This window comes from Luteibacter sp. HA06 (genome assembly GCF_054061215.1).
This window is the reverse complement of sequence record NZ_JBSSDZ010000001.1, coordinates 412,047-425,931: the sequence shown is the minus strand read 5'-3', so window position 1 is coordinate 425,931 and position 13,885 is coordinate 412,047. Positions and strand designations below refer to the sequence as shown.

General features: G+C 64.4%; 18 protein-coding genes and 1 tRNA gene. 9 read left to right on the top strand and 10 right to left on the bottom strand.

All coding sequences use genetic code 11. The features are described 5' to 3' along the window. Window positions 1–32 precede the first annotated feature (32 nt). From atpA to queD, 8 genes are all read right to left on the bottom strand, one after another. A complete protein-coding gene (gene atpA, locus ACVWWJ_RS01825; protein ID WP_159889615.1) occupies window positions 33–1,583 on the bottom strand; it encodes a F0F1 ATP synthase subunit alpha in 1,551 nt (516 codons plus the stop codon). 23 nt (window positions 1,584–1,606) lie between these two features. Next, window positions 1,607–2,140, bottom strand: a complete 534-nt coding sequence (locus ACVWWJ_RS01820; protein ID WP_159889617.1) for a F0F1 ATP synthase subunit delta — start codon at window positions 2,138–2,140, stop codon at window positions 1,607–1,609. A gap of 2 nt (window positions 2,141–2,142) precedes the next feature. Continuing rightward, window positions 2,143–2,613, bottom strand: coding sequence for a F0F1 ATP synthase subunit B (locus tag ACVWWJ_RS01815; RefSeq protein ID WP_046966952.1), 471 nt, complete (start codon window positions 2,611–2,613; stop codon window positions 2,143–2,145). A gap of 82 nt (window positions 2,614–2,695) precedes the next feature. Then, window positions 2,696–2,983 carry a F0F1 ATP synthase subunit C gene (atpE, locus tag ACVWWJ_RS01810; RefSeq protein ID WP_063571178.1) on the bottom strand — a complete coding sequence of 96 codons (288 nt, stop codon included), beginning with the start codon at window positions 2,981–2,983 and terminating at the stop codon, window positions 2,696–2,698. A gap of 86 nt (window positions 2,984–3,069) precedes the next feature. Continuing rightward, entirely contained in the window at window positions 3,070–3,909 is an 840-nt protein-coding gene (atpB, locus tag ACVWWJ_RS01805) for a F0F1 ATP synthase subunit A (protein ID WP_159889619.1), read from the bottom strand. Between the two features lie 3 nt (window positions 3,910–3,912). Next, a complete protein-coding gene (locus ACVWWJ_RS01800; RefSeq protein WP_200851493.1) occupies window positions 3,913–4,278 on the bottom strand; it encodes an ATP synthase subunit I in 366 nt (121 codons plus the stop codon). 169 nt (window positions 4,279–4,447) lie between these two features. Continuing rightward, window positions 4,448–4,774, bottom strand: coding sequence for a phasin family protein (locus tag ACVWWJ_RS01795; RefSeq protein ID WP_456966559.1), 327 nt, complete (start codon window positions 4,772–4,774; stop codon window positions 4,448–4,450). Between the two features lie 111 nt (window positions 4,775–4,885). Continuing rightward, window positions 4,886–5,248, bottom strand: a complete 363-nt coding sequence (queD, locus tag ACVWWJ_RS01790) for a 6-carboxytetrahydropterin synthase QueD (protein WP_159889785.1) — start codon at window positions 5,246–5,248, stop codon at window positions 4,886–4,888. Window positions 5,249–5,448: 200 nt separating this feature from the next. Between queD and ACVWWJ_RS01785 the strand changes: the two genes are divergently transcribed. Continuing rightward, entirely contained in the window at window positions 5,449–6,069 is a 621-nt protein-coding gene (locus tag ACVWWJ_RS01785; protein ID WP_456966558.1) for a response regulator transcription factor, read from the top strand. A 56-nt stretch (window positions 6,070–6,125) separates the two neighbouring features. On the opposite strand, the gene ACVWWJ_RS01780 is transcribed toward ACVWWJ_RS01785, so the two are convergent. Beyond that, a tRNA-Met gene (locus tag ACVWWJ_RS01780) sits at window positions 6,126–6,202 on the bottom strand. A gap of 171 nt (window positions 6,203–6,373) precedes the next feature. Between ACVWWJ_RS01780 and ACVWWJ_RS01775 the strand changes: the two genes are divergently transcribed. The 8 genes from ACVWWJ_RS01775 (at window position 6,374) to ACVWWJ_RS01740 (ending at window position 11,875) form a co-directional block, all read left to right on the top strand. Beyond that, entirely contained in the window at window positions 6,374–6,916 is a 543-nt protein-coding gene (locus ACVWWJ_RS01775; RefSeq protein WP_456966557.1) for an RNA pyrophosphohydrolase, read from the top strand. A gap of 73 nt (window positions 6,917–6,989) precedes the next feature. Then, the gene (locus ACVWWJ_RS01770) at window positions 6,990–7,193 is read left to right on the top strand and encodes a (2Fe-2S)-binding protein (RefSeq protein WP_159889627.1); all 204 of its coding nucleotides are present in this window, start codon (window positions 6,990–6,992) and stop codon (window positions 7,191–7,193) included. A 106-nt stretch (window positions 7,194–7,299) separates the two neighbouring features. Next, window positions 7,300–7,779: a bacterioferritin gene (gene bfr, locus ACVWWJ_RS01765; RefSeq protein WP_159889629.1), complete on the top strand. Its 480-nt coding sequence runs from the start codon at window positions 7,300–7,302 to the stop codon at window positions 7,777–7,779. A gap of 611 nt (window positions 7,780–8,390) precedes the next feature. Next, window positions 8,391–9,134, top strand: a complete 744-nt coding sequence (locus tag ACVWWJ_RS01760) for a DUF6776 family protein (RefSeq protein ID WP_159889631.1) — start codon at window positions 8,391–8,393, stop codon at window positions 9,132–9,134. Then, on the top strand, window positions 9,121–9,555 hold the full coding sequence (locus ACVWWJ_RS01755) for a bactofilin family protein (protein ID WP_456966556.1): 435 nt from the start codon (window positions 9,121–9,123) through the stop codon (window positions 9,553–9,555). The genes ACVWWJ_RS01760 and ACVWWJ_RS01755 overlap by 14 nt, the downstream gene beginning before the upstream one ends. Before the next feature lie 31 nt (window positions 9,556–9,586). Further along, the gene (gene erpA / locus ACVWWJ_RS01750; RefSeq protein ID WP_456966555.1) at window positions 9,587–9,964 is read left to right on the top strand and encodes an iron-sulfur cluster insertion protein ErpA; all 378 of its coding nucleotides are present in this window, start codon (window positions 9,587–9,589) and stop codon (window positions 9,962–9,964) included. Between the two features lie 13 nt (window positions 9,965–9,977). Then, the gene (gene nudC / locus ACVWWJ_RS01745) at window positions 9,978–10,967 is read left to right on the top strand and encodes an NAD(+) diphosphatase (RefSeq protein ID WP_456966554.1); all 990 of its coding nucleotides are present in this window, start codon (window positions 9,978–9,980) and stop codon (window positions 10,965–10,967) included. Window positions 10,968–11,008: 41 nt separating this feature from the next. Next, window positions 11,009–11,875, top strand: coding sequence for a CobD/CbiB family protein (locus ACVWWJ_RS01740; RefSeq protein WP_159889639.1), 867 nt, complete (start codon window positions 11,009–11,011; stop codon window positions 11,873–11,875). A gap of 21 nt (window positions 11,876–11,896) precedes the next feature. On the opposite strand, the gene ACVWWJ_RS01735 is transcribed toward ACVWWJ_RS01740, so the two are convergent. Further along, a complete protein-coding gene (locus tag ACVWWJ_RS01735; RefSeq protein ID WP_456966553.1) occupies window positions 11,897–13,771 on the bottom strand; it encodes an MFS transporter in 1,875 nt (624 codons plus the stop codon). Between the last annotated feature and the right edge of the window lie 114 nt (window positions 13,772–13,885).

Sequence of the window (13,885 nt, the reverse complement as noted above, 5' to 3'; positions counted from 1 at the left end):
GGGCGATGTCGCCCGCCCCGCGTGTCTCGCTCTTACCAGCTACCGGTCTTCTTGAACTCGTCCGTGGCCGACTTGAAGGTCGCCTCGATGTCCTTGTCCCAGTCACCGGTCTCGTCGATCTTGGTCATCAGCTCGGCGTGGTTCTGGCGGAAGAAGGCATGCAGGCCCTTCTCGAACGGCAGCACCTTGTTGATCGGCAGGTCGTCGAGGTAGCCCTTCTCGGCGGCGAACACGGAAACACCGAGTTCGGCGATCGACAGCGGCGAGTACTGCGGCTGCTTCATCAGCTCGGTCACGCGCTGGCCGCGGTCCAGCTGCGCGCGCGTGGCGGCATCGAGGTCCGAGGCGAACTGCGCGAAGGCAGCCAGTTCGCGGTACTGCGCGAGGGCGAGCTTCACGCCACCGGAGAGCTTCTTGATGATCTTGGTCTGGGCGGCACCACCGACGCGCGACACCGAGATACCGGCGTTCACGGGCGGACGGATACCGGCGTTGAACAGATCGGTCTCGAGGAAGATCTGGCCGTCGGTGATCGAAATGACGTTGGTCGGGACGAACGCCGAAACGTCGCCCGCCTGGGTCTCGATGATCGGCAGCGCGGTCAGCGAGCCGGTCTTGCCCGTCACCTTGCCGTCGGTCATCTTCTCGACGTATTCGGCGCTGACGCGCGAAGCGCGCTCGAGCAGACGCGAGTGGAGATAGAAGACGTCGCCGGGATAGGCTTCGCGGCCCGGCGGACGCTTGAGCAGCAGCGAGATCTGGCGGTAAGCGACGGCCTGCTTGGAGAGGTCGTCGTATACGATGAGCGCGTCTTCGCCGATGTCACGGAAGTACTCGCCCATGGCGCAGCCGGAATACGGCGCGACGTACTGCAGGGCGGCGGCTTCGGAAGCGGAAGCGACGACCACGATGGTGTTGGCCAGCGCGCCGTTCTCTTCGAGCTTGCGCACGACGTTGGCGATCGAGCTGCGCTTCTGGCCGATGGCCACGTAGATGCACTTAATGCCCGAGTGCTTCTGGTTGATGATGGCGTCGATCGCGACGGCGGTCTTGCCCGTCTGGCGGTCGCCGATGATCAGCTCGCGCTGGCCGCGGCCGATCGGGATCATCGAGTCGATGGACTTGTAGCCCGTCTGCATCGGCTGGTCGACCGACTGGCGCCAGATGACGCCCGGCGCGACCTTCTCGACCGGGCTGGTGCCCACGGCGTCGATCGGACCCTTGCCGTCGATCGGGTTACCCAGCGCGTCGACGACGCGGCCGAGCAGGCCCGGACCGACCGGCACTTCGAGGATGCGGCCGGTGGTCTTGGCGGCATCGCCTTCGCGCAGGTGCTGGTATTCACCGAGCACCACGGCGCCGACCGAATCGCGCTCGAGGTTCAGCGCGAGGGCGAACGTGTTGTTCGGCAGTTCGATCATTTCGCCCTGCATCACATCGGCCAGGCCGTGGATGCGCACGATGCCGTCGGACACGCTGATGATCGTGCCTTCGTTGCGTGCCTCGGCGCCGAGCTTGAACTGCTCGATGCGGGTCTTGATCAGCTCGCTGATCTCGGACGGATTCAGTGTGGTGCTGGACATGGTCGGTTCCTTTTAATCTCGTATCAGTGCGTCAGCGCGCTGGCGAGCCGCTGCAGGCGGCCGCGCGCGGAACCGTCGATGACCTGCTCACCGGTGTCGATGACGACACCCCCGAGCAATGACGCATCGACGTGCGTATCCAGTTCGATCTCGCGCTTGAAGCGGCGCTTCAGCGAGGTCCGCAGCAGGTCTGCCTGCGCCGTATCGAGATCCAGCGCGCTCGTCACCTTGACCTTCAGGGTCTGCTCCGACTCACGCTTGTAATCGTCGTAGAGGCTCGCGATTTCCGGCAGGAGCACCATGCGGCCGTTCTCTGCCAGTTCCGCGAGGAAGTTGGCGAACGGCGCATCGGCGGCCATGCCTTCAGGCAGGTGCAGGGCAACCAGCTGGGCCGGCAGCACGCGCGGATCGTTGTATAGCTCGGCAACACGCGGGTGCGCCGCGACCACGGCCGCGAAGTTCAGCGCATGGGACCAGCCGGCGAGCGAACCCGACGCATGCGCTACTTCGAAAGCGGCGCGTGCGTAGGGACGAGCGAGGGTGAGCGCCTGGGCCATGATCAGATCTCGGCGGCGAGTTGATCGAGCAGCGCCTTGTGGGCCGCCGGATCGATTTCACGCTGCACGATCTTCTCCGCGCCACGCACGGCGAGGGCGCCGACCTGTTCGCGAAGCTGCTCACGGGCACGCTGTGCCATCGAGGCGATCTCGTCCTGGGCCTGGGCCTTCAGACGGTTGATCTCACCGGTGGCTTCGGCGCGAGCCTTCTCGAGAAGCTGATTTGCCTGCTGCTGGGCCTTGTCGATGATCTCGGTCGCCTGCAGGCGAGCCTGCTTGATCTCGACAGCGACCTTGGCGTCGGCATCCTTCAGCTCGGCACGAGCACGCTCGGCCGCGGCGAGCCCTTCGGCCACCTTCTTCTGGCGTTCTTCGATGGCACCGTTGAGCTGGGGCCAGATGAACTTGGTGGTGAACCAGACCAGGATCGCAAAAGAGATCATCTGGCCCAGGAAGGTCATGTTAATTTCCATGATCTCTCCAAAGACTCCGAACGCTGGGGTACTGACGGTCGCCGTGGCGGGTTACGCCACGGCGACAAAGACAAACGCTTGCTTAGCCGCCCGAGGCGGTGCGCAGCACGTTGATCAGCGGATTCGAGAAAGCGAGCAGCAGGGCGATCGCCAGGCCGATGATGAACGCCGCGTCGATGAGGCCGGCGAGCAGGAACATACGACCCTGGAGCAGCGGAACCAGCTCAGGCTGACGGGCGGCCGACTCGAGGAACTTCGAGCCCATGATGGCGATACCGAGGCAGGCGCCGAGCGCACCGAGGCCGATGATCACGCCGATGGCGATGGCGGTCATGCCCTGGACGTGGGCGAAGAGCGATGCGAGTTCCATGGTGTTCTCCTGGGATTTCTTGAAGTCGAAAGGGTGGTGTGAAACGAAAACTTGAAAGGACTGGGTTCTAACGTCGGTGCGGTGAGTTAGTGGTGTTCCCGCGCCGTGGCGATGTAGACGATCGTCAGCATCATGAAGATGAACGCCTGGAGGGCGATGATCAGGATGTGGAAGATCGCCCACGCCGTGTTGAACACGACGCCAGGCACGAAGCCGATCCAGCTCACCATCAGGCCGGCGATCAGCATGAACACCAATTCGCCACCGTACATGTTGCCGAACAGTCGCATCGCGAGCGACACCGGTTTCGACAAGGTCTCGACGACGTTAAGAAGCAGATTGGGAATCAACAGAATGGCTTTGGCCCAGAGGCTTTCGGCGTGGAACGGTGCGGTCAGCATCTCCTTGCCATAGCCGAAGCCGCCCTTGGCCTTGATGCCATGGCCGATCACGATGAGGATCACGGCGAGCGACAGGCCAACGGTGGTGTTGATGTCGGCGGTGGGCACCGCACGGAAATGCGTGGTTTCCGCCACTTCGGCACCGGCGAACGTGTGCACCAGCCAACCGGCGAGATCCACCGGAAGCAAGTCCATCGCGTTCATGAAGAACACCCACATGAAGATGGACAGCGCCAGCGGCGTGACCGTGCGACGGTCGCCGTGGAAAGTGTCCTTCACCTGGGTGTCGACGAATTCGATTGCCAGTTCGACCAGCGCCTGGCCCTTCGACGGCACGCCGGAAGTTGCCTTACGGGCGTACAGCCAGAACCACAGGCAGAAGATAGCGCCAAGCACGAACGACACCACGAGGGAGTCGACGCGCAGGTTCCAGAACGCGCCATGATCGGTGCTGAAATTCACCGTCATGTGGCCCAGGTGGTGCTGGATGTATTCGGTCAGACCGCCTTGCGGTTCGCTCGCCATGCCTCAACCCTTGAATCTGAATGCAAATACATTGACCGCGAAGGCTGCTACCAGTCCCGCAAGAGCGGGCAAGGGTGGCAGCTTCCACTGAACCAGAATGAGCGCCAGTCCACCGATGAGTACGATCCAGCGAAGGATCATGCCCACGAGAAAGCGGACGAACGTTGCCCCCGCACCTCCCAGCGCACTGAACGCCCGCGCAGCGAGCAGCGCGGTGGCGATAGCGACGATCAGGGCACCTGCGAAGGCAGCCAGACCGGCCGGACGCCCTTGCAGGAGAAATGCGAGCCCGGCAATGACGGCCACCACCAGCTGCGCGAAAACGACGCGCATGGCGAGATGACGACCGGCTGCAAGACTGTTGAGCAACGCGAGGCTCCCGTGGTTTCGCTCGAAGGCGGCACCAGATGGTTCAACGGGCCACGGTTTAATCTGGAAAAGTATACCAGTGCCGTAAACAACGGGACAAGCGAAGAAAGGCCATAACCACCCGCCGGCGCGACATCCGTCGCGTCGTTGGCGAGGGAGCCGCGGTAGGTCAGGCCCGGGCGGGCTGACCTGCCAGTGCGCCGAGGGACGTAGCCGTCTCCACGGCCACATCGAACATGTCGCCGGCGGCCGAGGCCGCGCGCTCCACGCCTTCGCGTTGCAGATCGCCGCCGCGGGTCATGAGGACGCGCATGGCGTTCGCGTCGGTCGCGGTCATGGCATCTGCCATCAGGCCAGTCGCCGCGCGAGCATGACCTTCGAGGGCCTGGAGGTGCAGATCGGCAACCCGCTCCATGCCGCGCCAGGCAAGCGCCTGTGCGGCGGCAGCCTGTTCGACGAAACGGGCGAAATCGGCATAACCGCTTGCGTGAGACATCGGGGCAACCGTTGGGGAACGGGGAGGTGCCGGAGTGTAGACCCGTCTGCTGCAACGCGGCAACCGCGAATTACTGCGCAGGCAGCTTTTGCCCTTCGCAGTGCTCCGCCATCAGGCCATGTCGGCCGAAAACTCTGCGCCCGAGGTACAGGTTTCATGCACCACCACCCGCGACAGGCCGGGGACATCGACGCGAAGCCGTTCGAAAATCCAGCGCGCGAGGTTCTCGCTGGTGGGATTGTCCAGGCCCTCGATGTCGTTGAGGTAGTGGTGATCGAGGCGCTCGTAAAGCGGCAGGAACTTCGCCTTGAGGTCGCCGAAGTCCATGACCCAGCCAAACACGGGGTCGGTCGGACCCTCTACATGGAGCTCGACGCGGAACGAATGCCCATGCAGCCGCGCGCACTTGTGCCCCTCGGGCACATTCGGCAAGCGATGGGCCGCCTCGATGTTGAATGTCTTGAAGATGCGCATGGGAACCGGGTCGAAGAAGTGATCGTCCATTGTAACGGACAGTTACGTAAACGATTTCCGTCGATACGCCTTCACGACCGGGTTCGCACTTTTACTGATGACGCCCGTGATCTTCGCCGCTTTCATGGGATAACCGTTACTACTGCAACTACAGACGCGGAGCCGGGGGGCTCCGCAAACCACACTAACCGGGAGGCTTCATGAGCCTTGGACGTGGTTCACCCGAGAGTTCGCCCATGAGCGGACTCGCCGAGGACGTGCTCGCCGCCCTGCCCTGGCCCTGCGCGGTCTGGCAGCGGGAGAGCGGGCGCGTGGTCATGGTCAACGGCGCTTTTCTCAGCGAGTTTGGCATCGGTCGGGGGCGCGCCGGACCAGCCTGGATCGACAGTCACCTGGAACCCCTCGGCGATCCCGGCGAGGTGGTCTTTCGCGATCGCGAGGCCCCTGCTCGTCGTTTCCGCATGACGCGACAGCCCATCGATACCCGGTCCGGCGAATTCGAAGCCGTCTTCCTGATGCCGCTCCCTGACGATGAGCCCACCGTCGACGAAGCGGCGGCGAACCCGCTGGCCTCGCTGCGACCGGACGTCGGCCTGACACGCAGGGAATCCCAGGTCCTCGACGGCATCATGAGCGGGAAGCTCAACAAGGTGATCGCCAGCGAGCTCAACATCAGCCCGAAGACCGTCGAACTGCATCGGGCGAACCTCATGGCCAAGCTTCGGGTGCACAACGTGGTGGAGCTGGCCCGTGCCGTTCTGGACGGAGCACCGCTGCGGATCGACGACGCTTCGCTGGAGGCCCCGCTCGCGGCGGGATGACGCCCGGACGTCGGCAAGAAAAAGGCCGCACCCTGGGGCGCGGCCTTTCTTTTTTCTGGTGGCTAGAGGCGGGCTCGAACCGCCGACCTCAGCATTATGAGTGCCGCGCTCTGACCAGCTGAGCTACCTAGCCGTGGAACCTGGTCATTCGCGAGACGGGCTCACGAAGGCCGGCCAGTTTAATCGGCACGGGCCTCCCGTTCAAGTAGCGCCTTGTACACGCTTCTCGCGGTGTGGTTGAATCGGGCGTATCGCGTGTATCCGGCCACCGCCGGCCGGCGCGCGGCAAGTTCGCGGAGGGCGGATGATCGACGCTGATGGCTATCGACCGAATGTGGGGATCGTTCTCCTCAACGGGGACGGCCGCCTGTTCTGGGCGCGCCGGGTCAATCGTGACGGCTGGCAATTCCCCCAGGGAGGCATGCGCAGCGACGAAACGCCGCTGGAGGCGATGTACCGCGAGCTGGAAGAAGAAACCGGCCTGCACGCCCACCACGTGGAAGTGCTCGCCGAGACGCGTGGCTGGCTCAAATACCGGCTGCCGAGCCGCTTCGTCCGCCACCACCAGAGGCCCACCTGCATCGGCCAGAAGCAGGTGTGGTTCCTGCTCCGGCTGACCGGCAGCGAGGACGCCCTGAAGCTCGACGCCTGCGAAAAGCCCGAGTTCGACTCGTGGCGGTGGGTGGATTTCTGGTATCCGGCCAACCACGTGGTGAACTTCAAGCGCCAGGTGTACGAGCGGGCCCTGCGCCAGTTCGCCCCGACGGTCGAAGTCACCTGCTCGGTCACGGTCGGCACCTGTCCCCAGCAGGCCGAGGCGCTGCGACTGGCTCGGGGCGGCGAGTAGTCCGGTCCGGCCCGAGCGGCCTTCACATCCGTGCAGTTGACAATCGTTCGCATTCGTATTCGAATGCGCACCCATGTACATCTGCATGTGCAATGCCGTCACCGATCACGCCATCCGTCGCGCCGCGGCCGAGGGCGTGGAATCGTTTGCCCAGCTGCAGGCCCGTACGGGCTGCTCGGATTGCTGTGGCGCCTGTGAGCCGGAAGCCCGCCAGTGCCTCCGCGAGGCCGTCGAGCACACCCGGTCGGTGCTGACCTTCCTGCCCTCCCCCGCCTGATCGTTCCCGCGCCGCATTCGCGGACGCGAACCGTCTTCATTCTCGTTTCGTCACGCCCTTTCCGGGCGACGTATAGTCGAACCCTGAACAGTCAGGGAGACCCCTCATGAAGGGCGACGCAAAGGTCATCGAGTTCCTCAATAAAGTGCTCTACAACGAGCTCGCCGCGATCAACCAATACTTCCTGCATTACAGGATGTTCAAGGATTGGGGCTACAGCGAACTCGCCAAGCACGAGTACGAAGAGTCCATCGAGGAGATGAAGCACGCGGACAAGCTCATCGAGCGGATTCTCTTCCTCGACGGTCTCCCGAATCTCCAGCATCTGGGCAAGCTGCGCATCGGCGAGAACGTGGTCGAAGCCCTCCAGGGCGACCTCGACCTCGAGATGATCGCCACCAAGGACCTGCGCGAGGCTATCGCCTACAGCGAAGGCATCCACGATTTCGTCAGCCGCGACCTGTTCAAGTTCATCCTCGGCCAGGAAGAAGAGCACATCGACTGGCTGGAGACGCAGTTCAGCCTGATCGCCGATATCGGGCCGGAGCGTTACATGCTGAGCAAGGTCGGAAGTCTGTCGCACTGACCAGGCCTGTCTGCCCGATTCGAAAAGAAGCCGCCGCAAAGGCGGCTTCTTTTGGTTCACGTCGCTGCGGGCCCGGACGTGGCGGCGCAGAGCCTTCGATGCCCACCCTCGCTGCTCAGACACCCCTTCGCGTTTCGTACCGGAAAGGCCGCTGCGCGGCCCATGTATCCATCTGGCCTACGGCCGCTCCACTTGGCGGGAACTCGCCTCGAGGGTGGGCACCGAAGACTCTCCCGGCCCCTGAGGTTCGTGGGGTCGAGCCGACGAAGCAACGCCGCTTCGGCTGTTGGCTCTCCTTCCCGCTGACCGTATCGTCGTGAGAGAGCTTGGTGTCCACCCTCGATGCGAGTTCCGGACAAGTGGAGCGGCCGTAGGCCAAATAAGTACATGAGCCGCATTAGCGGCCTTCCGGTACGAAACGCGGAGGACTGTCTGAGCAGCGAGGGTGGACACCAAGGTCTCCCCGCGAGACGCCCCAGTGTAGAAAGCGATGGCGAAGCCGAGCCAGCGAGGCCGAAGGCGAGCCAAGTGTTCGGTGGTGCGAGGGTTGACCCTCGGGGGAAGGGCGGGCTATACCATCCGGCCTTCACGCCTTCTCCACGGAATCCGCCATGGCTGTACGGCATCCGCCACGTTTTGTCGTGCGCACCCTTGCCGACACCGCACGGGAGCGCCGCAGGCAGATCCTGTTGATCGGCGTCTGGGTGGTCAGCCTGGTCGTTGCGGGCGCGCTTGGGGCAGCGTTCGGCAGACACGGTCGGCTGGCCATTGCTACTCGCCATGATGGGGGCACCTCCGCTGCGGAAACCGAAGACCTGCGCCAACAGGTGGCCAATCTCGAGCGCGCGAGCCAGGTCGCTGCCATCGCCGCGAAGGAATTGAAGCGCAACCTGGGCGAGCGCGACGAGGAAATCAGCGGACTGAGGACCGACCTCGCGTTTTACTCGCGACTGGTTGGCGGAAACGGCCAGCGTGATGGCCTTAAAATCCAGGGTGCGCGCACCGAACCGGTCAAAGGCTCGCCCAATGCCTGGAACGTCGTCGTCACCCTCACCCAGAACGCCAGACGGGGCGACATGCTGAAGGGAAAATTGACGCTGGCCGTCGAGGGCATTCAGGGGACAAAGGTGGCGACGCTCGAGGGTACCGCCCTTGGCCAGGCCACCTCGGTGCAGGGGATCGCGTTCTCCTTCAAATACTTCCAGCAGGTCCAGGGAAGCTTCACCCTCCCCGCTGGCTTCAAACCGACACGACTGCGCGTGGTCGCCAGCACGGACGGCGACGAACCGGTCACCAGTGCGATTCCCTGGGCGGACGCCATCCGAAACGACGAGGTCAACCATGTTCAGCAATAACCGCAAGAACCAGCCGCCCTCGGTCGGCGCGGCCGCCACCAGCCTGGTTGCCCGGGGCGTGACCATCCGTGGCGACGTGCAGTTCAGCGGTACGCTGCACCTGGACGGCGCGGTGGAAGGCTCGGTTCACGCGGACCCCGGCGGCGACGGCGTACTCACGATCAGTGAGACCGGCCGCGTCATCGGTCGCATCGAAGTGCCTCACGCGGTGATCAATGGCGGCGTAACCGGCGATATCGAGGTCACCGAGCGCCTCGAACTGGCCCCGCTGGCCCGCATCGACGGCGATGTCCAGTACCAGGTCCTGGAAATGGCGGCCGGCGCCCAGGTGAACGGCAAGATGATTCACCGCGCGCCTGCCACGGTCCGCCAGCTGGCCCAGGCGGCCATCGAGTCGGCCCCGGTGCCTGCCGAGGCTTGACCTGCCGCCGAACGGCGCCATTATGGGTGGCATGAACAACCCCTTCCCCATGGCGCCGTCCCCGGACTACCGGTCCGCTGGTGCGCCGCTCGTCTTCACCGAGGCTGCCGCCCGCAAGGTGCACCAGCTGATCGAGGAAGAAGGCAATCCAGGCCTGAAGCTGCGCGTCTATATCAGTGGCGGCGGTTGCTCGGGTTTCCAGTACGGTTTCACCTTCGACGAAGACCAGGCCGAGGACGATCTGGCTGTCTCGCGCGAAGGCGTCACCCTCGTTGTGGATCCGCTCTCCCTGCAGTACCTCACCGGTGCCGAGATCGACTACGCGGAATCGTTGAGCGGCTCCCAGTTCGTCATCCGCAACCCCAATGCGAAGACGACCTGCGGCTGTGGTTCGTCGTTCAGCGCATGAGCGGTCGCGCGGCGTGACGGTCGACCAGGAGCGCGACAGGGCCGTCGCCGTACGCGCACGCGAAAACGTCTTCGCAGGCGTCGACATCGATCGCATGGCCGAGCGCCGTGAAGATCGGCTCTGGCTCGAGGAGCTGGAGCGCAACCCCAGCACCCGCTTCCTTGTCCTCGACAGCAACGGCCAGGCCTTCGCGCACGGCAACGACGACACACCCGAATGGATGCTGCCGACGGTGCGCGGCGAACGCTTCGGCGATATCCCCGCCACCTTTCTCGGCCTTGCCGACGATGTCGCCTGGTTCACCCTCGTCGTCGATGAAGCGCAGGCGGAGGTTTTCACCGCGCTGACCGGTGCGCGTCGCGTATCGCTGCGTGACGCAGGCCTGGTGTTCGCGGCCTTCGACGCCGGCCTCTTCGCCTTCGCCAAGGGCATCACGCACTGGCAGCGGCAGACGCGCTTCTGCAGCCAGTGCGGCGCGCCCACCCTCGTGGTCGCTGCCGGACACCGCGTGCAATGCACGAACCCGGACGGTGCACACATGCACTTCCCGCGCACCGATGCCGCGATCATCGTGATCGTCGAAGACGGCGACCGCTGCCTGCTCGGCCGCCAGCGCGGATGGCCGGCGGGCCGCTACTCCACGCTGGCGGGGTTCATCGAACCGGGCGAGTCGCTGGAAGATGCTGTGAAGCGTGAGGTGCGTGAGGAGTCCGGCATCGAAGTGCTGCACGCGACCTACCACTCGTCACAGCCCTGGCCGCTCCCCGCCTCGCTCATGGTCGGTTTCACCGCCACGGCGAAGACGCGCGAGATACGCCTGCGCGACGACGAACTCGAAGACGCCCGCTGGTTTACCGTTGCGGACATCGTCGATGGCATGGCCAGCGGCGCACTCGGCGTGCCGCCGCCGCTCTCCGTGTCGTACCGTTTGATCGAGCACTGGCTCGGCCTGCGCGGGGTCAGCCTCGATGAGCTCATCGCGAGTGCGCCGCCCCGCGGCTGATCGCCTACAATCAGGCCATCGACCAGCGGATCGCGCTCGCCATGGCTCTACGTCTCCTCGCCGTTCTCATCGCCCTCGCTATCGTCTGGAGCGTGCCTCAGCTTGCGCGGTGGCGTGACGAACGCTGGTTTCGCGGCTGGGTGAATCGCCTGGGCGATACGTCAGGGCCCGGACGCGTGGCCGTGATACTGCTCGTGCCGGTCGTCGCCACCGCGATCGTTGCCGGGCTTTTCGCCTCGCTGCCCTTCTTCGACCTTGCCTGGCTGGTCTTCTCGATCGCCGTGCTGGTGTATGCGCTGGGCCCACGCGAAATTGAAACCGACATCGACGCCATCTTGCGCGCGCCCGACACGTTGCGCCGTGACGAAGCCATGGCAGCCTTGCGTCACGACGAGCAGGCCCTGACCTGGTTTGCGCCGGCGCTGGTCACTGCCGCGTTCTACGGAGCGCTACGTCGCCGGTTCGGCGTGCTGCTGTGGTTCCTGTTGCTCGGTCCTGCCGGTGGCCTTGGGTATCGACTGGCGCAGATACTCGGTCGCGACGCGTCGCTCGCCCTGGACAGCGCCACGCGTACCGCCGCACAACGCGTCGCCGATGCGCTGGACTGGATTCCCGCCCACCTGATGGTCTTCGCCATGGCCCTGGTGTCGGACTTCGACGCCGTCATTGGCGCATGGAAGCAGTGGCACCACACGTCGGGCAGCCCGCGTTCACGCCTGGATCCCGACTTCCTCGGCGCGGTGGCACGCGCCGGCGTGGATGCCGATGTCGAAGCCGGTGATGGCTACGTCCAGGACGTCAGCGATCCGGTGGCCGAGCTCGAGGATGCGCGCCGTGTCATCCGCCGCGTACTCATTGTCTGGCTGGCGGTCGTTGCGGTGATCGTACTCGCGGCCTGGGTGGCCTGATTCCCCAGGCCTCGCCTCGGGTCAGGCCTTGTCGCCACGAAGCTCGCCGACCCGGGCTTCCAGCACCGATGCATTCGCTTCGCTCGCCGGGAGCGGCGAGCCACCGACCAGCTCGATTTTCGACCAGAAGCGGCGCGGCAGGCGTGAGCGATGCATGGCGCTGTCGCGCCGGCTGAAGATACTGCCCCACATACCTCGCAGCGCCAGCGGCACGACGGGCACGGGACGGCGCGCAAGGATCTGATCGACACCCGGACGGAAGGTCGCAATACCGCCGTCCCTGGTGAGGCCACCTTCGGGGAAGATACAGACCACTTCGCCCGCGGCCAGCGCCTCATCGATCAGCTCGAAAGCGCGCTTGAGCTTTGCCTCGTCTTCGTTGCGCCCTGCAATCGGAATCGCCTTTGCGGTGCGAAAGACGAAGTTCAACACCGGAATATTGAAGATCTTGTAATACATGACGAAGCGCATCGGCCGCCGTACGTTGGCCATGAGGATCAGCGGATCCATGAAGCTAACGTGGTTGCACACGACCAGCGCGGCACCTTCGTCGGGGACGTTCTTCAGGCCATCCACGCGCACGCGGTAAAGCGAGTGCACGAGGACCCAGGTGATGAACCGCATCATGAACTCAGGTACCAGCGTGAAGATGTACACCGCGACAGCGATGTTGATCAGGCCGGTGATCAGGAAGATCGTCGGCACGCTGAGGCCGAGCAGGGTCAGCCCGATGCCAAAGGCGGACGCAGCGCAGATGAGCAACGCGTTGACGATGTTATTGCCGGCAATGATGCGCGAGATGCGCTCGCGCGGTGCACGGCTTTGCACGAAAGCAAACAGCGGGACCACGTAGAAACCGGCGAACGCACCGATCATGGTGAGGTCCAGTGCCACGCGCCACGCGCCGGGTGCCGCGAGGAAGGCCATCCAGCCTAGCGATGCGCCGGCAGCCACGACCGGATGCGCGAAGAACAGGTCCACCGAGAACACGGTGAGGCCGAAGGCGCCCATCGGTACAAGGCCGATTTCCACGCGCTTGCCGGAAAGTCGTTCGCACAGCAGCGAACCGACACCGGTACCGATGGAGAACAGCGTGAGCGCCAGCGTATTCACCGAACCGTCGCCGCCCAGCACGTGGCGCGTATAGTTCGGCAGCTGCGCGATCATCACGGTGCCGAAGAACCAGAACCAGGAAATACCCAGTACCGCGTTCCAGATGGCACGATCTTCGTGGGTGAGCTTAAGGACACGCCAGGTTTCGCTCAGCGGATTCCAGTTGAATTTCAGGTCGGGCGCGGTGGCGGGAGCTACGGGAATGGACCGGCTCACGAAGTAGCCGATGACGGCGATGCCGATCGTGGTGAGCGATGCCGCCAGCGTGCCGTAGCCGGCGATCAGCATCAGCGAGTTGCCGACGATCATGCCGACCAGCATGGCCAGCTGCGTCCCTGTCTCAACCAGCGCATTACCGCCGACCAGTTCACCGCGTTCGAGGGCCTGCGGCAGGATCGAGTACTTGATCGGGCCGAACATCGTCGAATGCATGCCCATCAGGAACAGCACGATGAGCAACAACGAAATGTGGTGGGTAAAGAAGCCCACGGCAGCCACGACCATGGCCGCGATCTCGAACAGCTTTACGAAACGGATCAGACGAGTCTTCTCGAACTTCTCGGCCAGCTGCCCCGCCGTGGCGGAGAAGAGGAAGTACGGCAGGATGAACAGCGCCGGCGCAAGGTTGGTGTAAAGCGATACCTCCGCATCGGGCAAGGCCATCTGGAACGCGACGAGCATGACCATCGCGTTGCGGAAGGCGTTGTCGTTGAACGCGCCGAGCGCCTGCGTCCAGAAGAAGGGCGCGAAGCGTCGCTTCGCCAACAAGGAGAACTGGGACATTCCATGCGCCATCGCCGAAGGTTGCGTCGAGTGTATCCGAGGCTTCGCTTGAGCACGAAGGCCTACGCGACACGCTGGTCGCGGACTACATCACCGTGCGGGCACCACCCGACA